The sequence below is a fragment of the Fictibacillus phosphorivorans genome (genome assembly GCF_007673525.1).
Taxonomy (GTDB): Bacteria; Bacillota; Bacilli; order Bacillales; family Fictibacillaceae; genus Fictibacillus; species Fictibacillus phosphorivorans_C.
Genome location: NZ_VDZU01000001.1, coordinates 3,396,914 through 3,422,288, shown reverse-complemented (window position 1 = coordinate 3,422,288; position 25,375 = coordinate 3,396,914). Strand labels below are relative to the sequence as shown.

The following is a 25,375-nucleotide window of genomic DNA, read 5'->3' as shown; positions in this document are numbered from 1 at the left end:
CTCTCGACAGGTGAAAATATATGTTTAAAAATACAGCAACTACACAACAAAAAAAATCATTTCTAACTTCCGTTCAGCTTATTGTAATCTTTTATTTATTGTCTGTTTTAGTAGCCACTTTACTATTAAGCTTACCAGTCGGGCATAACGAAGGAGTAGAGCTGAAGTTTATTGATGCTCTATTTACAGCGGTGAGTGCAGTTAGTGTAACAGGGCTAACTTCTGTCAGTATCTCAGAAACGTTCAATCACGTTGGAGTCATCCTATTAGCATTAATCTGCCAAATTGGTGGTATCGGTGTTATGACGCTCGGTACAGCAGTCTGGTTATTAATAGGAAAGAGGATTGGGATGAGAGAACGTCAATTGATTATGACGGATCAAAACCAATCAACTCTTGCTGGACTTGTCCAACTGATGAAGCAGATCTTGACTTTAATTATTGGAATTGAAATTGTAGGAACTGTGTTGTTCTTCATTTTGTTTCAGCCATATTATGATACAGAGATAGAAGTATTATATCACGCCTTTTTCGCGGCAGTTACAGCCACAACCAACGCTGGATTTGATATCACCGGAAGTTCGTTAATTCCTTTCCGTCATGATTATCTCGTTCAGATCGTGACGATGTTATTGATCACATCAGGAGCGATCGGTTTTCCTGTTCTAGTTGAGATCAATAACTTCATTAAAGAGCGCAAGTACCTAGAACGTTATACGTTCACTCTTTTTACAAAGGTTACAACAACTACATTTGCTATTCTGGTTGTAACAGGTGCTATTGGTTTTTATGTACTAGAGATGAACGCTTTTTTTGAAGGGAAGTCTTGGCATGAGTCTTTCTTTTATTCGATGTTTCAATCTGTAACGACTCGAAGTGGCGGTTTATCTACGATGGATATCTCGCAACTAACAGTTCCAACCATGCTTTTCTTATCGATCATGATGTTTATTGGCGCTTCACCTAGCTCTGTTGGTGGAGGGATAAGAACGACTACGTTTGCGGTAGCTCTTTTAGCAATACTCTTTTATGCAAAAGGGAGAAACACGATTAAGATCTTCAAGAGAGAGATCTATCCAGAAGACATTCAAAAATCATTTATCGTTATTATTGTAGCAATGGTGCTCTGTACGACATCCACAATCATCTTAGCGATTACTGACCCTATGCCGATCGAGTACTTATTCTTCGAGGTATGTTCAGCTTTCGGAACGACAGGGCTTTCCACTGGAATTACAGGTCAGTTAAGCTCAACCGGTAAAGTGATCTTAATGCTTCTGATGTTTATCGGAAGAATTGGCGTATTGTCATTCTTGTTCATTATTCGAGGAAAAGTGGTTACAGAGCACATTCATTATCCGAAAGAAAAATTAATAATTGGTCAATAAAAGTGATCACGTTTGAATTCACTTCGATGTTTACTTATAATGAACATAAGTAAATAAGTCCTTCGGGGTCGGGTGAAATTCCCAACCGGCGGTGATGAGGCCAGAGCCTCTTAGTCCGTGACCCGGTTTTGCTTGTAGCAGAAACGGTGGATTCGGTGCAATTCCGAAGCCGACAGTATAGTCTGGATGGGAGAAGGAACGTGAACACTTTTAGAATACCTGTGTTTAAAATAGGTATAACTAAAGGTTTATTTCGTTATATTCTTAACATTTAAAACCCCGGAAGCTTTGTTTCCGGGGTTATTTGTATTAAGAAAAAAGGACTCCTGCTTATGCATATTTACGATGATACGAACGTCATACGAGGGGAGGGAAAGCTTTTTGTTTACAGGCATTATCGAAGAAAAGGGTACGATAAAATCCATTTCCAAAGGCAACGAAACAATCGTACTAACCGTAACAGCTGAAGAAGTATTAAAAGATGTAAACCTTGGAGATAGTATAGCGGTAAACGGTGTTTGTTTAACGGTAACTTCTTTTAGTAAAAGGGAGTTCTCCGTAGATGTTATGCCTGAAACGTTCCGTTCTTCCACATTGAGACTGTTAAACAACCGTGATTTCGTCAATCTTGAACGAGCGATGGCTGCCGGTGGCCGGTTCGGTGGACATTTTGTTTCCGGGCATGTGGATGGGACAGGAACAATCATTGAAAAGCGTCCAGAAAGAAATGCCATCTATTATACGATTGCGTTGCCCGACCATCTCATGCGCTATTTTATGTTGAAAGGTTCTGTGTGTGTAGATGGAACAAGTCTTACAATATTTGAGGTAACCAAAAGTACGATTACCGTTTCTTTAATTCCTCATACAGCAGAACATACGATTTTAGGATCGAAAGGAACGGGTGACATCGTGAACATCGAATGCGACATGCTTGCCAAATATGTACACAATATGTTGTCGCCGAAAGAAGAAACTACACAAAAGTCGAAGTTGTCTCTTGATTTCTTACAAGAGCACGGATTTTAGGAGGAGAGTTCATGTTTCACTCCATAGAAGAAGCAGTTGCAGATCTGAAAGAAGGAAAGATTGTGATCGTAGTCGATGATGAAGATCGTGAAAACGAGGGTGATTTTGTAGCACTCGCTGAAGGGATCACTCCTGAAACCATCAATTTTATGGTGACGCATGGCAGAGGATTAGTCTGTACACCGATCTCTGAAGAAATTGCAAGAAAGCTTGACCTTTCACCAATGGTAACTACCAACACGGATTCACATGGGACAGCTTTTACGATTAGTGTTGATCATATTTCCACAACAACAGGGATTTCGGCTCAAGAAAGAGCGGCAACAGTACGTGAGTTAGTAAATACAGAATCCTTGCCTACAGATTTTAAGCGCCCTGGTCATATTTTTCCGTTGATCGGAAAAAATGGAGGTGTGTTGCGAAGAGCAGGACATACAGAAGCTGCCATCGATCTTGCCCAAATGGCAGGAAGTAAATCTGCAGGTGTTATTTGTGAAATCATGAAAGAAGATGGAACGATGGCTCGTGTTCCTGAACTTGTTGAGCTTGCGAAACAGCACAATATGAAGCTGATTACGATTAAAGATCTTATTACGTACCGAAACAAAACAGAGCAGATGGTTAAGCGTGAAGTAGAGATTAATCTGCCTACCGAATTTGGAGATTTTAAAGCGATCGGTTTTTCGAATGTATTGGATGAGAAAGAACACGTGGCACTTGTAAAAGGTGACGTAGAAAACGGAGAACCTGTATTAGTTCGTGTTCATTCTGAGTGTTTAACAGGTGATGTGTTCGGCTCTGCTCGGTGCGATTGTGGGTTACAGCTTCACGCTGCACTTTCTCAGATTGAAAAAGAAGGTCGTGGCGTTCTGCTGTACATGAGACAAGAAGGCCGCGGCATCGGACTCATCAATAAGATGAAAGCTTACAAACTTCAAGAAGAAGGTTTAGATACGGTTGAGGCCAACGAACAGCTTGGGTTCGCACCAGATCTGCGTGACTATGGCATAGGTGCTCAGATTTTAAAGGACCTTGGCATCAGTAAGATGAAGCTACTAACGAACAATCCAAGAAAGATTGCTGGATTAAAAGGTTATGACTTAGAAGTGACCGATCGTGTGGCGCTTCAGATGCCTCATAACAAGAACAACGAAGATTACCTAAAAACAAAGAAGAGCAAATTGGGGCATATGCTTCATTTCTAAATCAGGAGGAATAGTCATGGCAAAATTTTTTGAAGGACATCTAGTTGGTACAGGATTAAAAGTAGGTATCGTAGCAGGACGTTTTAATGATTTTATTTCAGATAAATTAGTTTCAGGTGCACAGGACGCTTTTAAGAGACACGGTATTTCTGAAGACGATGTAGACATCGCTTGGGTTCCTGGAGCGTTTGAGATTCCGCTGATCGCTAAAAAGATGGCGGATAGCGGTAATTATGATGCAGTTATAACGCTAGGAGCTGTCATTCGCGGATCAACGCCTCACTTTGATTACGTATGTAACGAAGCAGCAAAAGGAGTCGCTCAAGCATCTATGACGAGCGGTGTTCCAGTAATCTTTGGTGTGTTAACCGTTGATTCAATCGAACAAGCGATTGAACGCGCTGGAACGAAAGCAGGAAACAAAGGTTGGGAAGCAGCTGTGTCTGCTATTGAAATGGCAAACTTAACGCGTCAGTTAGGATAAATAGCATGTGTGTGATAGCCCGTCACTTTTGTAGTGGCGGGTTTTTTGGATTTGTCGAAGGGTGTCGATTCGAGGGTAACTTTTGGATTGAGAGTAATAACTCGTGGATGGAGTGCGTAAATTTGTGGATTGAAGGTGAAAACTCGTGGATTAAATGCTACAACTTCTGGATTGAATACTACAACTTTTGGAATGGGGGCTAAAACATCAAGCCTGACACCCTTCTAAAGCACAAATTAACAGCAATTTAAATAATTTTAAGCATATCTAAAAGCAATTGACATAGTTATTAGAATAGTGTTAAGATTACCAAAGTTACAAACTACAAAATTATGGAAAGGATGGTTGTGTCATGGTGAAAGAAATGATTGTTACTCAAATTGCGGTCACTGTAGTAATGCATGTTGACTCTACAATTTCATACCATGGCCTGCCGGAAGAGATGTATTAGAATTATTATTCTACATATCTGCCTTTTCTATATACAAGTTTGTACGCAGGTCACCCCAGTCGTGACGTGTGTTTTTTTATGATTTCAAAGCATACCGAGTTCGAATGGTATGCTTTTTTATTTTTGTTTGCATAGAAGAAATCACTCTTCTTGTTGCAATAGATCCACTAATTATGAGGAGGAGAACAAATGAAAAGAAAATCGTTGAATGTGTGGCTAGAACGCAAGGATCATACACTTTTTGGGTAGCTTCGTTAAACAACTGTTTAAAAGAATGGTAGATCGAGAGGAGAGACATTATGTTTTCAGTTTTAGGTAAATTAGCTTGGTTCTTTAAGAAACATTGGATACGATACACAATTGCGGTAGTGTTGCTGACTGGCGTTGGGATCATCGAGATCATCCCACCGAAACTCATCGGTAACATCATTGACTCCATTCATATGGGCACGATCACAAAAGAAGACATGATGAAGACTCTTGGAATCTTTGTAGCTGTTCTCGTTTCGATGTACATTACGATGTATATCTGGATGTATCAGCTTTTTGGAGGCGCCTTTATCATCGAGCGCTCGATGCGTTCTAGTTTTATGCGGCACTTATTAAAGATGACTCCTACGTTTTTTGAGAAAAATAGAACAGGAGACCTGATGGCACGTGCCACAAATGACTTAAAAGCCATCTCGATGACTGCAGGATTTGGAATCTTAACTCTTGTTGATTCTAGTTTGTTCATGCTGACAATCCTGTTCGTGATGGGATTCATGATCAGTTGGAAATTAACGTTTGCAGCGCTCATTCCACTGCCGATTATCGCTTTTATTATTAAAAAATACGGAAAGAAAGTACATCAGCGTTTTACCGTTGCACAAGACGCCTTTGGAGAAATGAACGATTCTGTTCTGGAAAGCATACAAGGAGTACGTGTTATTCGTGCTTATGTTCAAGAAGAAGAGGATGTAGAGCGCTTCAATAAAGTTACAGAAGATGTATTTGAAAAGAACTTGGCTGTATCAAGAATCGATGCCTTATTCGAACCGACGATCAAGGTTTTAGTAGGGATCAGTTATTTGATCGGTTTAGGTTACGGAGCATACATGGTCTTTCATAAGACGATTACACTTGGAGAGCTAGTTACGTTCAACGTTTACTTAGGTATGTTGATCTGGCCGATGATCGCGATCGGTGAGCTTATTAACGTCATGGAACGTGGAAGTGCGTCACTTGATCGTGTGAATGAGACGCTTAGCTACGAGCCGGATGTTAAGGATAGAGAAGACCTCATTTCATTAGAAGATCCGGGGACGATTGCATTTGAAGATGTGACATTCCGTTATCCTTCTTCTGAGACAGATAACTTAAAGAACATCAATGTTAAGGTGGAAAAAGGTGCGACTCTTGGAATTGTTGGCCGAACAGGCAGCGGAAAAACAACACTTCTTAAACAGCTTTTAAGAGAATATCCGTCTGGAAAAGGGAACATCACATTCTCTGGTGTGAGCATTGAGGATATCGCATTAGAAGATCTGCAAGGATGGATCGGATACGTACCTCAGGATGCTATTCTTTTCTCCAAAACAGTAGAGGAAAATATCCTGTTCGGAAATAGCACAGCGGGTGTAGATAAGTTGAATCATGTTATGGAGATGGCATCATTCAGAAAAGATGTTCAGTTCCTTCCAGAAGGATTGAACACACTTGTTGGTGAAAAAGGTGTCGCGTTATCAGGAGGGCAGAAGCAGCGTGTGTCTATTGCACGAGCACTGTGTGTAGATCCTGAGATCTTGATTCTAGACGATGCCTTATCAGCTGTTGATGCGAAGACGGAGACAGCGATCATCGGTAATATCCGAAAAGAACGCGCTGGGAAAACCACTTTTATTACAACTCACAGATTGTCGGCAGTTGAACATGCAGATTGGATCATCGTAATTGATGATGGGGCCATTGTGGATCAAGGCAGACATGAGGATTTAATAGCAAGAGACGGCTGGTATAAAGAACAGCACGAACGTCAACAAATCGAACAAAACTTAAACGATAATAAGGCGGTGTAGCCATGAACGTTGGAAAACGCCTGTTTCAATACGCACTTCACTATAAAAAGAATTTTATTCTCGGGCTTCTGATGCTTACTGTTGCCATTGGAGCGGAGCTAACTGGACCGTTCATCGCAAAGACAATGATCGATGACCATATTCTTGGTATCGAGCGGCCATGGCATCAAGTGGATAATAAAGAAAAAGAAGCAGTGAAATACGATGGAAACTGGTATAAGCGAAGCGATCATTTTGATCAAGGAGAAGATAAAGGAAAAGAGATACGAGTTATCCAAGTGAAACGAGACTATTTCGTTGTACCAAACAAAATAGCTTTTGATGGGGAACGAAAAGCGAGTAACGGAGAGGTGACGATTTCTTTTAAAGGAAAATCAGAAACTTATTCGGCAGATAAACTAAGTACGAGTGAAACATTTGCTTTTTATAAGCCGGAGATAGCGGGAATCATGAAACTGACCATGATCTACTTAAGTCTTCTCGTTTTTGCAGCATTCTTTCAGTATGGTCAGCGTTATATGCTGCAGCGCTCGTCAAATCTGGTTATCAAGAAGATTCGTCAAGATGTGTTCGCCCACGTTCAGCGTGTAGCGATTACGTATTTTGATAATCAACCTGCTGGAAAAATCGTTTCCCGAATTACGAATGATACAGAAGCAATTAAAGAATTATTTATTAACGTTCTAGCAAACTTCTTTACAGGAATCATCTATCTGACAGGGATATTCATCGCGTTGTTCTTGCTTGATCCTAAGCTTGCAACGATCTGTTTGATCCTGGTACCGATCCTTGTGGTTTGGATCATTGTTTATCGAAAGTTTGCGTCTAAATACAATCATAAGATTCGTTCTACGCTTAGTGACATTAACGGAATGATAAATGAATCAATCAACGGTATGACAATCATTCAAGCATTTAAGCGGCAAAATAAGACTTCTGAAGAATTTGAAACGATGAATAAAGAATACTTCACCTTTCAAAATAAGCTCTTAAGTCTTAACGCGATGACGGGACATAACCTTGTATTGTTATTAAAGAACCTTGCATTTATGGCGTTCATCTGGCACTTTGGAGGGCAGGCGCTTGGCGTAGGTTCTGTCATTTCAATAGGTGTTCTGTATGCGTTTGTAGATTATTTAAACCGAATGTTCCACCCTGTTACAGGTATGGTTAACCAGCTTGCACAGCTTGAGCAGGCACTTGTATCTGCAGAGCGAGTATTTGTGCTGATGGATGAGCCAGGGCAGAAAGTAACAGAAACAGAGATTGAGCGATACAAAGGGAATGTAGCGTTCCAAGATGTAACGTTCAGTTACGTAGAAGGTGAACCTGTCCTAAAAAATATCGCTTTCGAAGCAAATCAAGGTGAGACAGTGGCGCTTGTCGGTCATACGGGTTCTGGGAAAAGTTCAATCATGAATTTGCTGTTCCGTTTCTATGACATTAAACAAGGAAAAATCATGATCGATGGCCAAGACATCATGAAGCTTTCTAAACAAGAGCTCCGACAGCATATGGGAATCGTTTTACAAGATCCATTCTTGTTTACAGGAACGATCGCATCCAACGTGAGCTTAGATAATCCAGTGATCACACGTGAACAAGTTGAAAAAGCGCTGACGGATGTAGGGGCAATGCCGTTTATCAACAACTTACCAAAAGGATTGGATGAACCGGTTATTGAAAAAGGGAGTACCCTTTCATCAGGTCAGAGACAATTAATCTCATTTGCAAGAGCGTTAGCGTACAATCCAGCTATCTTAATTCTTGATGAAGCAACGGCAAGCATCGATACTGAAACAGAAGCTGTGATTCAAGAGGCGTTAGATGTGTTAAAAAGAGGAAGAACGACTTTCATTATTGCTCACAGACTCTCTACGATTAAGAGTGCCGATCAGATCCTAGTTCTCGATCGTGGTGTGATCGTAGAACGCGGCAGTCACGATGAATTGATGAAAGAAAAGGGACGTTACTTCCAGATGTACCAGCTACAACAAGGAAAAACGGAAACACGTGCCGTAAGTTAAACGAAAAAAAGGGCCTCACTAAGGGGTCCTTTTTTTCGTTATTTTTAGAGGGTTCATTATTAACCTTCTTCTTTATTCTTTTCATCCATCTCATCATTTTGTTCGCCATCGTCTACACCGTTGTCTTGGTCTACACCATCACCGCAAGCAGTTAATCCACCTAACGTTAACATTGCTGCCAAGGTTCCAGCGGCCCATCTCTTTTTCCACATGTGAATCACTCCTCTAATTATTTTTTTAAAAATATTTTTGTTTAGTAAAAGATTCCCTTAAAGAAGTCGATAAAACATATGAATCTATAAAATGAGCGTATAGTCGCATGTAATTGCATCATATTGGATGAAATGTGAGTGATTATAAAGGAAGAGGAAAGCAAATTGGCATCTATTTTAAGCATACTAACAAAAAAGAAGAGTACGACATTATTATTTGATCCTACTGAAAACGTAAAAGAAGATGTGAAGATCTTAGTATCTCCAAACAGTGAATGGCAGAAGCAATTGAACATGATTTCATTAACAGTGGATGACTTAGCGATTATTCGCTCGATCAAACCGTTGATCTCTGAGAATATAGAAGAAATCGTGAACCAATTTTATAAAAATATTGAACATGTGCCTGGTTTGATGGAAATTATTCAAAAACACAGCTCTATTAATAAACTTCAAGTAACGCTGATTCAGCACATACAAGAAATGTTTGACGGCGTTATCGACACAGCGTATATCGAACAAAGAAAAGTGATCGCCCGCATCCACTTTAAGATCGGACTGCAGCCGAAATGGTATATCTGTTCTTTTCAGGATATGTTGCTGTCTTTTTTATCTATTTTGGACAAGCATATTGAGAATAAAAATGAGTATCTGCTTGCTGTTAAAGCAGTGACGAAGATTCTAAATTTTGAACAGCAGATTGTTTTAGAAGCTTTTGAGTTAGAGCAAATCAAACAAAGAGAGCAACATGAAGAGCAAAAAAGACAGATCGCATTATCGGTCGGGGATTCTGTGGAAGAACTAGCGAGTATCTCAGAAGAGACGAGTGCAGCACTAGAAGAATTAACTTCAAAGGCTGATGAAGTGGTTGTTTTTGCAAAGAGCACAGCAGAATCTGCTATACAGGTTTCTAATAATTCGTTAGCAGGTAAGAACAAACTAGATGATCATCAGCAAATGATCCTAAAAGTAAAAGATCAATCAGAACAGATTACAACAGAACTAATCAGCTTGGAACAAGCAACTGTTAAGATTAACGATGTTGTGGATATCGTTACAGCGATCGCAGAACAAACGAACCTTCTATCCCTTAACGCAGCGATAGAAGCCGCTCGAGCTGGTGAGGCTGGAAAAGGATTTTCTGTTGTAGCTCATGAAGTTCGAAAATTAGCTGATCAAACAAAGACGTCTGTTTCAGGTGTTTCTGAACTTGTGAAAAACACACACAAACGAATAGAAGCTGTCACTCAATCTGTTGAAAGCATTCATCATTATATAAATGACAGTGTCAGTGAAGCTACGGAAATATCTGATTTCTTTGTAGCTATTCTTTCTAAGATGGATGAGAGTACGAATCGAAGCGGAAAGTTAGAAAAAGAAGTAGAAGTGATGGCTGAAGTGATAGAAGAACTGAGTCATGCTGTAGGGCAGATCGCTGTATCAGCAGATTCGTTAACAGATGTTACGAAAAGCATGCAACAAGAATAAAGAAGAGATCCCGCGGGATCTCTTCTTTATTTATTGATTACATATTGTGCTCTATTGGTTTCGAATGAAACGATGTTATCGTCTGTTCGTATATCATTGATTCCATCGATTGGTATCTCGTACGTAATTGTTGGTAGCTCTACTTGTGAACCTTCTTCTGCTGCATAAGCTGTACCGTGTAAAAACAATATGTGATCACCTAAATAGTCATCATGTGCGTCTCTTTGTTCAAAGGTTGCCTTATCCAATGAGATTCTGATTTGATCTAGATCTCCTGCTTCTTCTTTACGAATAGAAATCTGGTTACCAGCCCACCCATTTAGTACATCTTTTAGTTCGATAATTTTAGTATCTGACATTGTTTTCACCTCATTATCAATTTTCCCGTAATCCTTAAACTTAAACCGGAGAATAATGAGTAATTAGATATAAAAAATGTATGCAAGAGTTTTTCTAGCTGACGAACGCTTTAGTAGGAATGCTGTAGTGCGTGACTGCAGGACATTATCGAAATAAGAGGAGAACTGAGGCACACATTACGAGGTAATCTCTTTTTATTACGAGGTAAACCGATTTTTATACGAGGTAATCCTCGGTAATTCCGTAGATAAAATTATTTATCCGATTTTCGACAAACACTTCCCAGCAATAAACAAAAAAACTCATAAAGGGCATTTTCAGCTCTTTATGAGTCGTTCAGCATCTAAGGGTTCAGCTCTACGATCTTATGAGCTCCCCAAGGTGCAACACTTATGATCACATCCATGTCTTTGGCTTGCTGTTCAAGTTCTTTTCCCGTGTTCTCTTGAATATAATACCTCTCAAACCCATACGTAAGCTGAATTTGGTCGAACGAGTTTTGACCCCAGACTTTTTCAGCTTTAGCAGTTAACACAACCTGGTTCTTTGCTATATCTGGTTTTTCAGAATAAACATTCTTAACCACATAATAACCTTCTTTGTTAGGCTGCAGAACAACATAGGTCTTATGATTGCCGCGATCTAGTTCAGCGGCATCGCCCTTGTAGCTTTTGAGAGGAGCTGTACTGATATCATAACGAAGTGTTACATAATCGCCATACAAAAGATCTCTTGGATCGACGGGAACGGTCTTAATCTTGATCTCTTTTCCGAAATAATCGATGGTGTAATAACTTCCTGCGATTAAGATCAGAAATAATACTTGAAGAAGGGCAGCGATCATCCAACCTCTTTTTTTAATCATGATGCGGACCTCCGTTCTTTAAGATCTGCTTTTTCTTACGTTGGAGAAACGCATTTAGTATAAATAAAAGAATTCCACCTAATAAGAAGAAAATGGACTTTGGCATAAAGGACCATGCCAGATTAAAGTAACCCATTAAGCAAACGAGCAGAAAGAGTACAATTCCAAAATTGATCTGCGACCGACTTTCGTTACGATAGCCCTCCGCAAGTTTGAAGCCAGAATAAACAAACATGATGATTAAATAAACAATGCCTACTATTAACGGCTCAGTCACTTTGACAAGGTAAAAGAACGGCATGAAAATCAAGAGTTCCCATGCATGCATGTATAAATTCTCCTGACGCTTTCCGACGACTGATAGAGCGAATAGAACGACCAGTACGGGGATGAACAGATAAGGGTTCGGCAGCTCAAAATCAGAAGAAAATTCATTTGTAAGTAAGAAATATAATCCGTAAGCAAAACCAAATCCAATGAGTGTTCCTAGGCGATTAAACGGTTGTTTAAATACTCTCTTTTCAACCCATAAACTGCTTGTAAATAAAGCGAATCCAAATAAGAAGAACCAAAGTAAATTTATATCTTTAACCGTAATAAACATGAGAACTTGTGTACTGAGTCCAATCGTAAAAATCCAAGATTTTAGAGTGGATGGGTACAAGAAAACAAAGCCTCCGACAGCTATGATAAAAACGATACATAAAAGGTAACTAAAGCTTTGAAATTCACTTATGCTGTAAAGTTGCCCTCCAACTGTTAAAAGCCCAATAAGGAAAAAATATAACTTGTGACGATCTCTGAATAAATAAAAGATGGCAGGAAGACTCCAGAAAACGAATAAACGTGCATCGACGGCATTAAGGTTAAAAGTTTGACCTAAAAGAATGATACTTGCTCCAAATGTAATGATTCCAAGGAGATTAAGAGAAGTACCTAATGAACGCTGGCCGGCTTTTAAATACCGTTCACCAGAATAGTAAAAACCGAGCATAAACACGATAAGTAAGGAAAGTCTGGCGATTGGTGAGATTTCTCCCCAATTTGATGCGATGAAAGATAGAATTCCGATGCCGATTAAAAGACTAGCTAGAATGGGTAATACCCCAGTAACTTTGCCATTGTCTTCAGAATCAGGGTATCTTGCAAGAATTAAATCTAACTGATCTTCGGAAATGATGTTGTCAGCGATCCACTTTTGACCTTCTTTTCTCATCCATTTTTTGTTCATGTTTTACCACCTCAATTCATGTATATGTATATTTCAAACAAAACAGGACGAAACATAAATATTCTCTTTTAGTGTAATATTACACAATAGAATTTTTGTTATCAAGCAATAAATTGAAAAGAGCATTCGAAGTCTTATGTTAAATAAGGTTCATTAAAAAAAGAACAGCGATTTAAAGCTGTTCTCAAAATTATGACATTTATTTTTTGTCTTGTACATAATGCACGATTTTTAAAATCGTTTTGCGAGGTAAGAATCGTACGATGTTAGCTAATGCCTTGTTTTTAAATCCTGGAATCGACAATGATTCTTTAGACATCAAGGCGTTGTAGCCTGACCGCGCAACGTCGCTCGCATTCATTGCACCAGATTGAAACAAGCGAGATGATTCAAGGCTTGCCCGTTTTTCGAAGTTTGTAGCTGTAGCACCAGGACAAAGAGCGGTAACACTTACATCGGTATGGCGTAATTCATAGTTGATGGCTTCTGAGAAGGAAAGTACATAAGCTTTTGTTGCGTAATAGACAGCCATTAATGGTCCAGGTTGGAAAGCTGCAGTAGAGGCCACGTTTAAGATTTTCCCTCTATTACGCTTAATCATTCCGGGAAGAAGCTGTTTTGTAAGTGTTGTAAGAGCCGTTATGTTTACTTGTATCATATCTTTTTCATCTTTCCATGATGTCTCGTTAAAAGGTCCGTAAGCAGCAAATCCTGCATTGTTGATCAGAACGTCAATCTCAATACCTTTTGCAATAATCTCTGCTGTCAGTTCTTCTGCAGCGTCGGTCCGACTTAAGTCTTTTGCAATTACCGTAACTGGAATATTGTATTTTTTAGACATCTGTTCGGCAATCTCATTAAGCTTCGACTCATTTCTAGCTGTAAGGACTAAATGATAGCCGTCTTTCGCAAAGAGATCGGCAAATTCAAGGCCAATTCCGCTTGAGGCTCCTGTAATGAGTGCAATTTTATTATTTATCAAAAGAAACATCCTTTCTATCATTATGTTTATATGTTTAAGAATATCAACATGATACCATATCCATAGAAATAAATAAACAATAACTCATCAAAAAAGGTATGATGGAAGAAATATGAAAATTTTTACAAAGGAGGTGCGCTTGAATGAAAAACGTAATGATTGCAAAACATCCTGCAACAGGTGAAACCATCGACCAGTGGCTAGAAACGGGAGAAAATTACGTTCCTGAAATGTATGAAAAAGCTTCTGCTGCTTTTCAATATTGGTCCACACGTACATTAGAAACTCGATTAACGTTTATAAAAAAGATAAAGCAGCATCTATTAGATAACATGGATGAGATCGTAGATGAAATTTGTGCTGCGACTGGAAAAGTGAAAACAGAAGCTCTAACAGCAGATCTTATGCCTGTAATTGATATCATTGCGCATTATGAAAAGCGCGCACCAAAAATTTTAAAGAGGAAAAAAGTTTCCACACCGATTCTTTTTTTAGGTAAATCTTCATATGTAGATTATTTTCCTCTAGGAACAGTATTAGTCATCTCACCATGGAACTATCCTTTTCAACTATCGATGACACCTGTAATCTCTGCACTGATCGCAGGGAATTCTGTTATTGTAAAACCATCTGAGGTAACACCTACGATCGGACTGTTGATTGAAAAAATTGCGAGAGAAGTGAATTTGCCGAAAAATGTTCTTCAAGTTGCGCATGGGGGAAAAGAGCTGGGACAAGCTTTGGTTTCTGGAACGCCAGATGGCATTTTCTTCACAGGATCTGTTGAGACAGGACGTAAGATAGGCGTTGAAGCAAGTAAGAGGTTTATTCCTTATACCCTGGAGCTTGGTGGAAAGGATCCAATGATTGTATTTGAAGATGCTCACATGATAAGAGCAGTGAATGGTGCAGTTTGGGGGGCATTTACGAATGCAGGACAAGTTTGCATGTCGATTGAAAGAGTTTATGTGCAGCATGCGATTCATGGAGAATTTATCGACAGGCTTGTAGAAGAAACGAAGAAACTGAAACTTGGAGTAGATATAGGTTCATTAACTTTTCCTCACCAAAAAGAGATTATCAGAAATCATGTGAAGGATGCATTAGAGAAAGGTGCTCTTCTGCTTACTGGCAAAGAGCCAGATCAGTGGGGAGACAGCATGTATTTGGAACCAATGATCTTAACGAATGTTACTGAAGATATGAACATCGTTAAAGAAGAAACGTTTGGACCCGTACTGCCTGTGATATCCTTCTCAACAGAGGAAGAAGCGATCGAAAAAGCGAACAGCACTGAGTTTGGATTGAACGCAAGTGTATGGACAAAGGACGCTAAAAAAGCGAATCGTGTTTCATCAAAGCTTGTAACAGGCAGTGCGGTAATTAATGATGTACTTGTTTCAGTAGCAAATCCTCATCTTCCATTTGGTGGTGTGAAAAGCAGCGGCGTAGGCAGGTATCACGGAGACGAAGGCTTGTTCACCTTTACCCGTCAGATGTCGGTAATGAAGGATGCGGGAATCAAACAACGAGAAATAAATTGGTACCCGTACGAAAATAAGTACTCAAAAATAAGAACATTGATCAGAGCTTATTTCTCAAACAGCAAACAAAGAGCGGCATTAATTCGTTCAGGTATTAAACAACTTAGGAAAAAATAGAGCTGTTTTCGTTTTGCAGAGTTGTTTTTGAAGTAGTTGATTTACGTTACAGTTGCTCGCTTTCCACGGGGCGAACGGTGAGCCTCCTGCCGCTTTGCGCCCTTAGGAGTCTCCACCAGTCTAGTTGCAGTGGCTAGCCCCTCGAGGTCAAAAGATGAACGGTCAATAAGGCAAAGTGCGCCTTCATAGCCCATTCATCTTTTGCTGGTCGGGGCTGAACGAGCCACTTCCACTTTTCAGGCTGACCGCTCGTCCCGTAGGAGTCTCGCACTTCCACTTCAATCAACTTGTCAATGAAGTAATAACAAAAAGAAAAGTTAGCAAAAATAAAAGCGATTCAGCCAACCATGCTGAATCGTTTTTTAGAAGTCTTTTTTCAATAGAAATTGACAGTTCTTTAAAAAGTTGTTGCTATTAGTTTTCAAAAAGGCATCTTTGAAAGGTTGATTGTAGTGTAAGGTGGAAGACTCCTGGGGGATCAGTGTGACAGGTGAGACACCTTATGGCGCAATGCGGCAAGGTGGCTCACCGCACACCACCCGGAAAGCGAGCAACCTGAAGCGGAAATCAACTACCTTCATAAACAACAGCGAATACAACAAAGAGCTTACAAAATACATTCCTCTTCAATAATGTGAATGAGCTGTTTGAGCTGAACAACGGTTTGATCAAGGGTTAAGAAATAAAAAATCTCTTTCCCTTTTTTCTCCGTTCCAACAATTCCAGCTTCTCGTAAAATTTTTAAGTGATGGGAGACTGTTGGTCGTGACATTGGAGATTGACTGGCAATATCCGTAACATTCATTTTATCTGTCTCCGCTAAAAGCAGAACGAGGTCTTGTCTGACTGGATCACCTAATGCTTGAAACAGAGGTATGGTTTTTCTGAACATCTCTACTGCATATTCATTTGACATTTTCTTTCACCAACTTTTTCATAATCATCACATGATTTTTTTCTTACTATAATTCAGTATAAACCAACTAGACAACCTTTTTGAATACATCACCCGATTTGTAGTGGGAAGAACGCTATATATTGCCAGTGTTAGGAACGAATAGAGAAACTGGTGAGATACACAATAAGTGCAAGGGGGTGAAACACATGGCAAGAAGAAACAAATTGGTTGTCCCAGGAGCACAGCAAGCAATTGATCAAATGAAATATGAGATCGCATCTGAGTTCGGTGTTACACTTGGCCCAGATACAACTGCTCGTGCGAATGGCTCGGTTGGTGGGGAAATGACAAAACGTTTAGTCGCAATGGGTCAGCAACAGTTAAGTGGCGGTAATCGCTAACTTAGCTCGTAACTGATACAAAACGGGGGTGGAGGAATCCACTCCCTTTTTAAATCATAGGAGTTGATAATGATGGCGATGTGTCCGATCTGTAATAACTTTCAAACGATAAACGTTCGCTGTCCAGAATGCGGAAGAGCGGTTCAAGATCAAGGAAGAGTAAGTGATTTTTTCGATGATTACAGTCCCTACATGGAAGTGGATGAACTGAAGCTAGAGGATGGCTATCCGAGTAATTTTGCAGAAAGCCAATGCCCACATGTGTTTTATTGTGATGCTTGTCATCAAGAAGTGCTTTTTTTTATAGGTGAGTGGGAGTAGAAAAAACCTTCATATCTAAAAGAGACATGAAGGGATTATTGGCTGATTCTAATTCTTCTTTCAAGCAGTACTCGAAGACCGTCCAATAGAGAAGTTAAAATCCAATAAAGGACTGCAGCTTCTAATAGAACAGGTAATACGATCAGTTGTGATGCGCTGATCTGATCTGCCATCAAAGTAAGCTCTGGTACTGTAATTACTGAAGCTAACGAAGAAGCTTTAACGATATCGATCAATGAATTCCAAACGGATGGAATTGAAATTCTCCATGCTTGTGGGAGAATTACTTCTTTATACGTAAGATATCTGTTCATCCCAAGTGAAAAAGCAGCTTCCCATTGACCTTTTTCAATCGACTGAATAGCACCCCGATAGGATTCGGCTATATAGGCACTAAAATGAAGTATGAGTCCAGCAAGCGCAGCCTGCCATCCTTCTGGTACATAAATAAACGTGAAACCGTTATAGAGAATCAATAATTGAATTAATAATGGCGTTCCTCTAAAGAAAGAAATATACCCCTTGGCAATCCCTGACAAGAATTTATTCGATGACATCCTGCATAAAGCAACAACCAACCCGAAAATAAGCGCTCCGAAAATCGATACAAGGCTTATGACGATAGTAAAAACAGCTCCCTCCAATAAATAGGGGAGGGAGTTGATCAGAATTTCTGATAAATTACTCACTTACATTTTCTCCAAAATATTTTTCGGAGAGCTTTTTCAGTGTACCGTCACTCTTCATTTCTTCAAGTGCTTTGTTTACATCTTTAATTAAATCTTTGTCATCTTTTCGGAATGCAAATGCCATTTCGTTTTCGTTAAAAGGTTCGCCAACCGCTTTAACGTTATAATCTGTTTTCTTTAATTCTGTCAGGATGAAAAGCTGATCGTTCATTGCAGCATCTACACGGTTAACATCTAAATCTGTTAATACTTGTGCAGCACCTTTATAGAACTTTGTTTTTGCTCCAGCTTTTTCAGCTTCAGCAGCGTAGTTACTTCCTTGTGTTGTTCCGACTACTTTGCCTTTTAAATCTTTAATTCCTTTGATATCTTTGTTGTCTTTGTTCACGATGACTTGTCCACCAGAAACGGTATAAGGAGTAGAGAAGTCATATTTAGCTTTTCTTTCGTCTGTTACAGTTACTTGATTCGCAACTAGATCAAATCGTTTAGAGTCTAGAGACGTAAACATGTTCTTCCATTCAGTTGCCACGAACTTCGGCTCCATATCAAGACGCTTAGCAACTTCTTTAGCTACTTCTACATCATAGCCTGTGATTTCGTTTGTCTTTTTATCACGGTATGAAAATGGTGGATATGTAGCTTCTGTACCTATTGTAAGTACTTTTTTATCTGAACCTGAACCTGATTTTGACTCGTCAGAATTTCCGCATGCTGACAACAGAATGACAGAAAGAGCGAGAGCTGACAGGAATTTAAATGTGTTTTTCAAATGAAGTCCTCCTCGTCAGGATAATCCCGACAAATTTTATAGAATTTATTGTATAAACGAATGGCGAATTCGTCAATCATTAAACATTTTCCCCGATAAAAAAAAAAATAACAGGGGATTTTTTTTGAGGGGACACATTATCACATAAAAAGGAGGGATAAACACATAATTTTAAAGTCCTATCATATAAAAATTAAGAGTTATCATATAAAAATATGAATGTATCACATAAAATACAAATTTCGGTAATGAATGGTCGTATAGTCGACAAGAAAAAGCTCTGCTTGATTAAGCAGAGCTTTTATTACATATGAATTAACGAATACGAAGTTCTGTTTCTTTATCAAAGAAATGTGCTTTGTTCATGTCAAACGCTAAGGAAATGTCCTGACCGTTGCGAATGTCTGTACGAGAATCTACGCGTGCGATAAAATCTTGTCCGCTAACTGTAGAGTACAAGAACGTTTCAGCACCCATCAGTTCAGCAACGTCGATTTTCGCTTCAATCTTCGTGTTTGAAGATGACTCTAAGAATACAGGCTCATCATGAATATCTTCTGGACGGATACCTAGGACAACATCTTTGTTGTTGTAGCCTTTTTCTTGTAGAATCTTCATCTTTCCGCCAGGAACTGCAATCTTCGTGTCACCGACTTTGAAGAATCCGTCTTCAAGCGTACCATTCAAGAAGTTCATTGCAGGACTTCCGATAAATCCACCAACGAAGATGTTCTCAGGTGTATCGTATACTTCTTTCGGAGATCCAACTTGCTGGATGCGTCCGTCTTTCATAACAACGATACGTGTTGCCATCGTCATCGCTTCTGTTTGGTCATGCGTTACGTAGATTGTAGTCGTTTGCAGACGTTGGTGAAGTTTTGTGATCTCAGCACGCATCTGAACACGAAGTTTTGCATCAAGGTTGGATAACGGCTCATCCATCAAGAATACTTTTGCATCACGAACGATGGCACGTCCTAGTGCAACACGCTGACGCTGACCACCTGAAAGTGCTTTTGGTTTACGATCTAAGTATTGCTCAAGACCAAGAATACGTGCTGCTTCTTTAACACGCTTTTCAATTTCTTCTTTGCTGAACTTTCTTAGTTTAAGACCGAATGCCATGTTGTCATAAACGTTCATGTGAGGATATAGGGCATAGTTTTGGAAAACCATCGCGATGTCACGATCTTTTGGAGCTACATCGTTTACAACGCGCTCATCGATGATAAGATCACCTTCAGAAATTTCTTCTAGACCAGCGATCATACGAAGCGTTGTTGATTTACCGCAACCAGATGGTCCTACGAATACGATGAATTCTTTATCCGAAATATCAAGGTTGAAATCATGTACAGCTGTTACTTTATTATCATATCTTTTTACGATGTTATTTAACTTAATACCTGCCATTTTTATAATTCCCCTTCCGATGTAAACGTTTTCTTAATGTTTTAAGTTTACGCTTTCATATCGGTAATCGTAAATGGACGACATGCCTAAAATAAAAAATCCTCTTTATGCAATGTGCACAAAGAGGATTTTTGAAGCTAGCGAAGATCTTTTTGTTCGATAAGAAGAATGGCCAAGTAAACGGTTAGTGCATTCTTCAATTGCTTAACATCAATGCCTGTTTTGTCATAAAACTTTTCCACACGATATTGAAGGCTGTTTCGGTGAATATATAATTGTTTCGCTGCTAACGAAACGTTAAGGTTGCATTCAACAAATACTTTGATGCTTTTTAGCGTTTCCTCGTCTTCTTCTCGCCATTCTTCTACTAGTGATGTTAATGTTTGATCGGCCATCGGACTGGCGGACTGAAGAAGGATATACGGAACGATATCAGCTACTGTATATATGGATTTCGGCATCAAACGATTCCGCACGTCTAAAAATTGTTGCTGTTCTCTTGTATACGTTTCTTTTGCGCGATGAAGTTGATTGTTATAGCAGCCTATATAAATTGAAATATCTAAATAAAAGTCTGTAGAGAGCATGTCTTTTAACGCTTCATAAGGTGTCTCACTAAACTCCTGTTTGGATGTTTCAATAATAACGCCACTCTTAAGATCTTTGTTAAGAAGGAGAACTGCATCCTCAGGAAAAAGGCCATTTACTGCTTCTGAAAATGATGCATGATCCGTGATCGGCTGCTTGCTAAAAAAGTGTACAAATCGATAGAAGCCTTCTTCTGTTGTAGCTTTCTCGTCAAAAAGAAGTGCTCTCCATTTTAACTGCTGTGCTGAAAAAATATTTGAAGAAATATCGTTTTCATATGTGTTAAACATGGAGCGAAGTAATGTTAGTTCTGACTCTGAAACAGCAGGTTTTGAGATACCGAACGGTTCGCTGTCCTCTGAAAGGAACCAGTAATAGCCAGACTGCTGGGAGAGGTCTGTTGTCATAGAATTCTTATAGTGCTTCTTTAGCTTATCGAGCATCCTTTTTCATATCCTTTCAAGAAAAAGCTTGCTATTATTATAGCAATGTTAAGTGGTTAACTAAACTAACAGATTCCCAAGAAGGAGGAGACACTATGAAAACGTGTCCTTGAGTAACTTCTGCAACGGTCGTGTACGACTGGGAAAATAAAGAGATTTGGACGAATAAAAAAAATTGGGACAAGCAGGATTCACCTAAAGGAACAAAATCATTGATTCTTACATTTGATGATGGACCATCCTCTGTTTTGGTTGAACTGTTAGATATCCTAAAGAAACATCAAGTAAGAGCATTGTTCTTTTGGCAATCAAAGTTGTTGCATGTAAAACGACCTTGGAAACGGGTGATTGAAGAAAGGCATATGATTGGTGGGCATTCATTGCGTCATCGCGTTTTAACGAGACTTTCTTATCGTGACCAGCTTCATGATATTTCTACGAATTTGAAACAGCTGGAATCTCTCACAGGCCAAGAAATGATATATTTTCGTCCGCCTTTTGGACAATTTAATGAAGATACTTTGGATGTTCTAAAGAAGCTCAATGTGATGCCTTTTTTATGGGAAGTGGCGGGTCTGGATTAGGAACACAAAAAAGATCCCTTACACATTGTTCATAACATCTTGAATCATGCTGAGGATGGCTCTGTTATTCTTCTTCATGAATTAAAGCAAACCGTAGAAATTTTAGATGAATTGATTTCTGAATTAAAACTAGAAGGCTATGAGTTCGTATTGCCTCCTAAATCGTTATATAGGGAGGGTTCTAGATGAAGAAAAAAATTGTCGTTTCATTCAGTGGTGGAAAAGATTCTATATTAGCTCTGTATCGACTGCAGAAGTCGGCAGATTGGGAGATCGATTCCTTACTAACAACATTAACAGAAGACTACGATCGGACAACCATGCATGGCGTTCGAAATGAACTTTTAGAAATGCAGGCTAAATCACTTGGTTTACCTCTCCGAGCAGTTTGGATCCCTAAAGATTGTTCGAATGATATGTACCAACAAAGAATAGAACAAGCTGTTGACAACATTAAGGCTGATGGTATACAGCACATCATGTTTGGGGATATTTTTTTAGAAGATGTAAAAAAATATCGCGAAAACATGTTAGAAGGTACAGGAATCACACCATTTTTTCCAATATGGGGTGAGAGTTCTGAGCAAATTATTGAGGAGTTTTTGAGTGAAGGATTTAAGACTGTTGTGTGCTGCTCAGATACATTAAAAATAGATGCCTCTTTTACTGGCCGTGTCATAGACGAGCAGTTTATAGAAGACTATCCGAAGAAACATGATATATGTGGTGAGAACGGAGAATTTCACACGTTTGTTTTTGATGGACCGAACTTTGCCTTTCCTGTTACGTATACGTTAGGTGAGACGAGAATGGTAAAAGATATGTTCAGTAATGAAGATCGTTTTTATTATGTGGATATCCTTCCAAAAGGGGAGCTAAAATAGCTAGCGCAATCATAATTCACATTTACTAGGAAAATAGAATCTAGAGTAATGGAGACAAAAATATGGATATATGGATTTCAATTTCTATTATGGCGATCGTCGGTGCGTTTATTGGTGGTCTAACAAACTCCATTGCAATCCGAATGTTATTTAGACCGTTTACTACATTATACATTGGTAAATATCGAGTTCCATTTACACCTGGACTCATACCGAAGCGTAGAAAACAACTCGCCGTGCAGCTGGGTGAGACCGTAACCAAGCATCTATTAACCGCAGAAGGTGTACAAGCGAAAATTAACGACAACGTATTTCGCAAAGAGATGACTGAACTTGTTCAAGTAGAACTGAAACGCTTCTTAAAGAGTGATATGACGATCAGTGATCTGCTTAAACAAGATTTTGGTGTGGATGATGTTCAGAACAGAATCCAAGCAACAACCGAGGCATGGCTGAGTTCTCGAATGAATAGAATGCTTCAAGAATCAAATGGTAAGGAAATGAAAGATGTTCTGCCAGAAAAATTTGTTGCCAGAGGGGAAGAAAAATTACCAGAAGTCGTAGATTGGCTCTTGAACAAAGGGGTTACTTATTTAGAAAGTGAAGAAGGCCGGAAATCACTTGCGAGTGGCATTGATGCTTTCCTAATGGATAAAGGGATGCTCGTTAATATGGTATCTATGTTTTTTGGTAATGTTAGTCTTGCAGACAAAGTACAACCGGAACTGATCAAGTTCATGAAACATGAAAATACACGTGATACCATGCTGAGTCTTCTTCAGCAAGAATACCGAAACTTTATGGAAAAAAGAACAGAAGAGGCACTAGGGCTGCTGAAACTGCCTGAGATTACTACAGGTTTAGCAAAAGAAATTACAGCTAGACTTCCTATCGAAGAGTATTTAAACACACCTGTATCTTCATTAGCGAGTTCGGTTGAGAGCTGGATTATTGATGACCTAACACCAAAAGCAGTATCTGCAGGTCTAGATCTATTTGTCGATCGATTAGAAATGCTGCTTGAAAAGATGCATCTTGCTAAAATCGTGGAAGAACAGGTTGAGGCCTTTTCTCTAGAGCGTCTAGAGGAAATCATCATATCAATCGCAAAAAGTGAACTTAAGATGATAACATGGCTAGGAGCATTGTTAGGCGGAATTATCGGTGTATTTCAAGGTATCCTTGTACTATTTTTGTAGAGTCTGTTATAGTGGGTACCGTAGTTAATCAATAGGAGGTATTTTACCAATGTCAAACGTATACGATGTTGCTTACGACTTAGAAAAAGCATTGCGCAATAGTGAGGACTTTACAGCTTTAAAACAAAGCTATGATGAAGTAAATAACAATCCGGAAACGAAAGAACTTTTCGGTAAATTCCGTGATATTCAAGTAAATCTTCAACAAAAACAAATGAACGGCCAAGAAGTGACTCCTGAAGAGATTGAAGAAGCTCAAAAGCTTTTTGCTGATGTACAGCAGAACGAAACGATCTCAAAGCTTATGGCAGCAGAGCAACGTATGAGCATGATCATCAATGATCTAAATAAAGTGATCACAAAGCCACTGGAAGAGCTTTACGGACCAATGGTTGAAGAAGAAGGACAACAGCAATAATAATATGCTGATCTAACCCCCTGTTACTTTTGTAGCAGGGGTTTTTTCTTTTGCCTAATATTTCTTAGGTTTGTCCGCGTTCTAAAGCATGTTTCAAGGTCATAAACTTAACACGAGTTCTTATACTATATTTTCGCGAAATGGGGGGAGCGCATCATGGTATACCGTTTACTAGCGATTGACATCGACGGAACCCTACTGCGAAGCAATTTCCGTATCGATAAAGAAACGAAAGAAGCCATTGATTATGTGCAGCAAAAAGGGGTCTATGTCACACTCGCTTCGGGCAGGAGTTTTCCATCTACACAAAAGATAGCAAAAGCGTTAAAGATCGACAGTTATTTGATCAGTCATAATGGTGGATTCATTGCTTCATCTCTTGATGAACCTCTTCAAGAGAAAAGGTTATCGGTCGAGGATACTTATAGATTAGTAGAAGTTCTTGGAAATTACGAATGCCACATGCGCGTAGTCCATGAGCGCTTCTCCGTAGGAAATCAACTCAAGCAAAAAAGTCAGCTCGTTGCGAAATTAACATTAAGCACGGGTGATCCGCTGTTCTACCCAGTATCTTTTACAGAGAATCTGGGAGACTATGTTCTCTCACAAGAAGTGGCACCGCCAAAGATGGATGTACAGTTCTTTGATGAGAAAGAATGCGATTCTGCAATGAAGTATTTAAAAGAACATATGCCAGACTTTGAGTATTCTTCATCGGCAAAATGTCAGTTGGAGATCACAGCAAAAAAAGTAACAAAAGGAAATGCCTTAAGGTACCTTGGTGAGAAACTAGAGATCGCTCCAAATGAGATGGTAGCGATCGGGGATTCGTATAACGATCTAGATATGATTGAATTTGCAGGTCTAGGGGTAGCGATGGCAAACGCACCTGATGAAGTGAAGAGAAAAGCAAAGTGGATCACGCGTACAAACGACCAGCTAGGCGTTCCGTACATGATAAAAGAAGTGTTCCGCAAGCAGATGCGCTTCCAGACGATGAAAAGATAGTCTATTAGTAAAAGAGGGCTCTTTTTAGACATTTTGTCTGAGAGGAGTCTTTTTTTGTAGGTAAAAGTGGAGAAGGGCATATGTGGGCATTTGTGAGCGATTCTTGAGATTTGTGAGCAGTTCTTGAAATTTGTGAGCGATTCTAGAGATTTGTGAGCGATTCTAGGGATTTATGAGCGATTCCTAAACCCTGATGGTCTGTCCATTGATTACATACAAATAGAGTACTTTCGACACCTCCCGTCGAATTTCGTAAAAAACGTTTCAGTTTTATTACAAATGTAGAAAATGAAAGGGTTTACATGAATCGTGACGAA

The 25,375-nt window shown here is 39.3% G+C and carries 25 protein-coding genes and 1 riboswitch; of the genes, 15 read left to right on the top strand and 10 right to left on the bottom strand.

Features of this window, described 5'->3' with window-relative positions; translation table 11 throughout:
• The first annotated feature begins 20 nt into the window (after nucleotides 1-20).
• From FS458_RS17170 to FS458_RS17145, 6 genes are all read left to right on the top strand, one after another.
• Entirely contained in the window at nucleotides 21-1,388 is a 1,368-nt protein-coding gene (locus FS458_RS17170; RefSeq protein ID WP_144702961.1) for a TrkH family potassium uptake protein, read from the top strand.
• A 54-nt stretch (nucleotides 1,389-1,442) separates the two neighbouring features.
• Nucleotides 1,443-1,590, top strand: a riboswitch (FMN riboswitch).
• 179 nt (nucleotides 1,591-1,769) lie between these two features.
• Nucleotides 1,770-2,417: a riboflavin synthase gene (gene ribE / locus FS458_RS17165; protein ID WP_144702958.1), complete on the top strand. Its 648-nt coding sequence runs from the start codon at nucleotides 1,770-1,772 to the stop codon at nucleotides 2,415-2,417.
• Between the two features lie 11 nt (nucleotides 2,418-2,428).
• Nucleotides 2,429-3,622: a bifunctional 3,4-dihydroxy-2-butanone-4-phosphate synthase/GTP cyclohydrolase II gene (locus FS458_RS17160; RefSeq protein ID WP_144702955.1), complete on the top strand. Its 1,194-nt coding sequence runs from the start codon at nucleotides 2,429-2,431 to the stop codon at nucleotides 3,620-3,622.
• Nucleotides 3,623-3,638: 16 nt separating this feature from the next.
• Entirely contained in the window at nucleotides 3,639-4,106 is a 468-nt protein-coding gene (ribH, locus tag FS458_RS17155) for a 6,7-dimethyl-8-ribityllumazine synthase (protein ID WP_144702952.1), read from the top strand.
• Nucleotides 4,107-4,856: 750 nt separating this feature from the next.
• On the top strand, nucleotides 4,857-6,614 hold the full coding sequence (locus tag FS458_RS17150) for an ABC transporter ATP-binding protein (RefSeq protein ID WP_144702949.1): 1,758 nt from the start codon (nucleotides 4,857-4,859) through the stop codon (nucleotides 6,612-6,614).
• Nucleotides 6,615-6,616: 2 nt separating this feature from the next.
• Entirely contained in the window at nucleotides 6,617-8,641 is a 2,025-nt protein-coding gene (locus FS458_RS17145) for an ABC transporter ATP-binding protein (RefSeq protein ID WP_144702946.1), read from the top strand.
• A gap of 59 nt (nucleotides 8,642-8,700) precedes the next feature.
• On the opposite strand, the gene FS458_RS20825 is transcribed toward FS458_RS17145, so the two are convergent.
• Entirely contained in the window at nucleotides 8,701-8,853 is a 153-nt protein-coding gene (locus tag FS458_RS20825; RefSeq protein WP_165389501.1) for a hypothetical protein, read from the bottom strand.
• Nucleotides 8,854-9,018: 165 nt separating this feature from the next.
• Here FS458_RS20825 and FS458_RS17140 point away from each other — a divergent pair, with 165 nt between their 5' ends.
• Nucleotides 9,019-10,341, top strand: a complete 1,323-nt coding sequence (locus FS458_RS17140; RefSeq protein ID WP_144702943.1) for a globin-coupled sensor protein — start codon at nucleotides 9,019-9,021, stop codon at nucleotides 10,339-10,341.
• 26 nt (nucleotides 10,342-10,367) lie between these two features.
• Here the strand turns inward: FS458_RS17140 and FS458_RS17135 are convergent, their stop codons facing one another.
• The 4 genes from FS458_RS17135 to FS458_RS17120 form a co-directional block, all read right to left on the bottom strand.
• Complete coding sequence (locus tag FS458_RS17135; RefSeq protein ID WP_137790566.1) at nucleotides 10,368-10,700, bottom strand: hypothetical protein; 333 nt, start codon at nucleotides 10,698-10,700, stop codon at nucleotides 10,368-10,370.
• 344 nt (nucleotides 10,701-11,044) lie between these two features.
• Nucleotides 11,045-11,566: a GDYXXLXY domain-containing protein gene (locus FS458_RS17130; protein ID WP_144702940.1), complete on the bottom strand. Its 522-nt coding sequence runs from the start codon at nucleotides 11,564-11,566 to the stop codon at nucleotides 11,045-11,047.
• Nucleotides 11,559-12,797, bottom strand: coding sequence for a DUF2157 domain-containing protein (locus FS458_RS17125; protein WP_144702937.1), 1,239 nt, complete (start codon nucleotides 12,795-12,797; stop codon nucleotides 11,559-11,561). Before FS458_RS17125 ends, FS458_RS17130 begins: the two co-directional genes overlap by 8 nt.
• Before the next feature lie 199 nt (nucleotides 12,798-12,996).
• On the bottom strand, nucleotides 12,997-13,788 hold the full coding sequence (locus FS458_RS17120; RefSeq protein WP_144702934.1) for an SDR family NAD(P)-dependent oxidoreductase: 792 nt from the start codon (nucleotides 13,786-13,788) through the stop codon (nucleotides 12,997-12,999).
• A 134-nt stretch (nucleotides 13,789-13,922) separates the two neighbouring features.
• On the opposite strand from FS458_RS17120, the gene FS458_RS17115 reads away from it, so the two are divergent.
• On the top strand, nucleotides 13,923-15,440 hold the full coding sequence (locus tag FS458_RS17115) for an aldehyde dehydrogenase family protein (RefSeq protein WP_144702931.1): 1,518 nt from the start codon (nucleotides 13,923-13,925) through the stop codon (nucleotides 15,438-15,440).
• A 607-nt stretch (nucleotides 15,441-16,047) separates the two neighbouring features.
• Here FS458_RS17115 and FS458_RS17110 read toward each other — a convergent pair.
• Nucleotides 16,048-16,356 carry an ArsR/SmtB family transcription factor gene (locus FS458_RS17110; RefSeq protein WP_066391336.1) on the bottom strand — a complete coding sequence of 103 codons (309 nt, stop codon included), beginning with the start codon at nucleotides 16,354-16,356 and terminating at the stop codon, nucleotides 16,048-16,050.
• Between the two features lie 188 nt (nucleotides 16,357-16,544).
• Here FS458_RS17110 and FS458_RS17105 point away from each other — a divergent pair, with 188 nt between their 5' ends.
• Entirely contained in the window at nucleotides 16,545-16,739 is a 195-nt protein-coding gene (locus FS458_RS17105; RefSeq protein WP_066239924.1) for an alpha/beta-type small acid-soluble spore protein, read from the top strand.
• A 69-nt stretch (nucleotides 16,740-16,808) separates the two neighbouring features.
• Nucleotides 16,809-17,060 (top strand): hypothetical protein, encoded by a 252-nt coding sequence (locus FS458_RS17100; protein ID WP_225218929.1) that lies wholly within the window; start codon nucleotides 16,809-16,811, stop codon nucleotides 17,058-17,060.
• A gap of 35 nt (nucleotides 17,061-17,095) precedes the next feature.
• Here FS458_RS17100 and FS458_RS17095 read toward each other — a convergent pair whose 3' ends face one another.
• The 4 genes from FS458_RS17095 to FS458_RS17080 form a co-directional block, all read right to left on the bottom strand.
• Nucleotides 17,096-17,749, bottom strand: coding sequence for an amino acid ABC transporter permease (locus FS458_RS17095; RefSeq protein ID WP_144702928.1), 654 nt, complete (start codon nucleotides 17,747-17,749; stop codon nucleotides 17,096-17,098).
• On the bottom strand, nucleotides 17,742-18,521 hold the full coding sequence (locus FS458_RS17090) for a transporter substrate-binding domain-containing protein (protein ID WP_144702925.1): 780 nt from the start codon (nucleotides 18,519-18,521) through the stop codon (nucleotides 17,742-17,744). The genes FS458_RS17095 and FS458_RS17090 overlap by 8 nt, the downstream gene beginning before the upstream one ends.
• Before the next feature lie 315 nt (nucleotides 18,522-18,836).
• Nucleotides 18,837-19,934, bottom strand: a complete 1,098-nt coding sequence (locus tag FS458_RS17085) for an ABC transporter ATP-binding protein (protein WP_137790557.1) — start codon at nucleotides 19,932-19,934, stop codon at nucleotides 18,837-18,839.
• Between the two features lie 137 nt (nucleotides 19,935-20,071).
• Nucleotides 20,072-20,965 (bottom strand): PucR family transcriptional regulator, encoded by an 894-nt coding sequence (locus FS458_RS17080; RefSeq protein WP_144702922.1) that lies wholly within the window; start codon nucleotides 20,963-20,965, stop codon nucleotides 20,072-20,074.
• A gap of 212 nt (nucleotides 20,966-21,177) precedes the next feature.
• On the opposite strand from FS458_RS17080, the gene FS458_RS17075 reads away from it, so the two are divergent.
• The 5 genes from FS458_RS17075 to FS458_RS17055 all read left to right on the top strand — a co-directional run bounded on the left by FS458_RS17075 (nucleotide 21,178) and on the right by FS458_RS17055 (nucleotide 25,058).
• Complete coding sequence (locus tag FS458_RS17075; RefSeq protein ID WP_391503400.1) at nucleotides 21,178-21,549, top strand: polysaccharide deacetylase family protein; 372 nt, start codon at nucleotides 21,178-21,180, stop codon at nucleotides 21,547-21,549.
• A gap of 185 nt (nucleotides 21,550-21,734) precedes the next feature.
• Nucleotides 21,735-22,433, top strand: a complete 699-nt coding sequence (locus tag FS458_RS17070) for a diphthine--ammonia ligase (protein WP_144702919.1) — start codon at nucleotides 21,735-21,737, stop codon at nucleotides 22,431-22,433.
• 62 nt (nucleotides 22,434-22,495) lie between these two features.
• On the top strand, nucleotides 22,496-23,632 hold the full coding sequence (locus FS458_RS17065; protein WP_144702916.1) for a DUF445 domain-containing protein: 1,137 nt from the start codon (nucleotides 22,496-22,498) through the stop codon (nucleotides 23,630-23,632).
• A 49-nt stretch (nucleotides 23,633-23,681) separates the two neighbouring features.
• Entirely contained in the window at nucleotides 23,682-24,050 is a 369-nt protein-coding gene (locus FS458_RS17060) for a YlbF family regulator (protein WP_144702914.1), read from the top strand.
• 156 nt (nucleotides 24,051-24,206) lie between these two features.
• Nucleotides 24,207-25,058, top strand: a complete 852-nt coding sequence (locus tag FS458_RS17055; RefSeq protein WP_144702911.1) for a Cof-type HAD-IIB family hydrolase — start codon at nucleotides 24,207-24,209, stop codon at nucleotides 25,056-25,058.
• The last annotated feature ends 317 nt before the right edge of the window (nucleotides 25,059-25,375 follow it).

Excerpts from the sequence above, each read along its gene's own strand:
- FS458_RS17135 (WP_137790566.1), bottom strand. The coding sequence starts at position 10,700 with ATGTCAGATACTAAAATTATCGAACTAAAAGATGTACTAAATGGGTGG.
- FS458_RS17120 (WP_144702934.1), bottom strand. The coding sequence starts at position 13,788 with ATGTTTCTTTTGATAAATAATAAAATTGCACTCATTACAGGAGCCTCA.
- FS458_RS17115 (WP_144702931.1), top strand. The coding sequence starts at position 13,923 with ATGAAAAACGTAATGATTGCAAAACATCCTGCAACAGGTGAAACCATC.
- FS458_RS17145 (WP_144702946.1), top strand. The coding sequence starts at position 6,617 with ATGAACGTTGGAAAACGCCTGTTTCAATACGCACTTCACTATAAAAAG.
- FS458_RS17080 (WP_144702922.1), bottom strand. The coding sequence starts at position 20,965 with ATGCTCGATAAGCTAAAGAAGCACTATAAGAATTCTATGACAACAGAC.
- FS458_RS17070 (WP_144702919.1), top strand. The coding sequence starts at position 21,735 with ATGAAGAAAAAAATTGTCGTTTCATTCAGTGGTGGAAAAGATTCTATA.
- FS458_RS17105 (WP_066239924.1), top strand. The coding sequence starts at position 16,545 with ATGGCAAGAAGAAACAAATTGGTTGTCCCAGGAGCACAGCAAGCAATT.
- FS458_RS17130 (WP_144702940.1), bottom strand. The coding sequence starts at position 11,566 with ATGATTAAAAAAAGAGGTTGGATGATCGCTGCCCTTCTTCAAGTATTA.
- FS458_RS17170 (WP_144702961.1), top strand. The coding sequence starts at position 21 with ATGTTTAAAAATACAGCAACTACACAACAAAAAAAATCATTTCTAACT.
- FS458_RS17100 (WP_225218929.1), top strand. The coding sequence starts at position 16,809 with ATGATGGCGATGTGTCCGATCTGTAATAACTTTCAAACGATAAACGTT.
- ribH (WP_144702952.1), top strand. The coding sequence starts at position 3,639 with ATGGCAAAATTTTTTGAAGGACATCTAGTTGGTACAGGATTAAAAGTA.
- FS458_RS17065 (WP_144702916.1), top strand. The coding sequence starts at position 22,496 with ATGGATATATGGATTTCAATTTCTATTATGGCGATCGTCGGTGCGTTT.
- FS458_RS17055 (WP_144702911.1), top strand. The coding sequence starts at position 24,207 with ATGGTATACCGTTTACTAGCGATTGACATCGACGGAACCCTACTGCGA.
- FS458_RS17085 (WP_137790557.1), bottom strand. The coding sequence starts at position 19,934 with ATGGCAGGTATTAAGTTAAATAACATCGTAAAAAGATATGATAATAAA.
- FS458_RS17160 (WP_144702955.1), top strand. The coding sequence starts at position 2,429 with ATGTTTCACTCCATAGAAGAAGCAGTTGCAGATCTGAAAGAAGGAAAG.
- FS458_RS17060 (WP_144702914.1), top strand. The coding sequence starts at position 23,682 with ATGTCAAACGTATACGATGTTGCTTACGACTTAGAAAAAGCATTGCGC.
- FS458_RS17150 (WP_144702949.1), top strand. The coding sequence starts at position 4,857 with ATGTTTTCAGTTTTAGGTAAATTAGCTTGGTTCTTTAAGAAACATTGG.
- FS458_RS20825 (WP_165389501.1), bottom strand. The coding sequence starts at position 8,853 with ATGTGGAAAAAGAGATGGGCCGCTGGAACCTTGGCAGCAATGTTAACG.
- FS458_RS17110 (WP_066391336.1), bottom strand. The coding sequence starts at position 16,356 with ATGTCAAATGAATATGCAGTAGAGATGTTCAGAAAAACCATACCTCTG.
- FS458_RS17125 (WP_144702937.1), bottom strand. The coding sequence starts at position 12,797 with ATGAACAAAAAATGGATGAGAAAAGAAGGTCAAAAGTGGATCGCTGAC.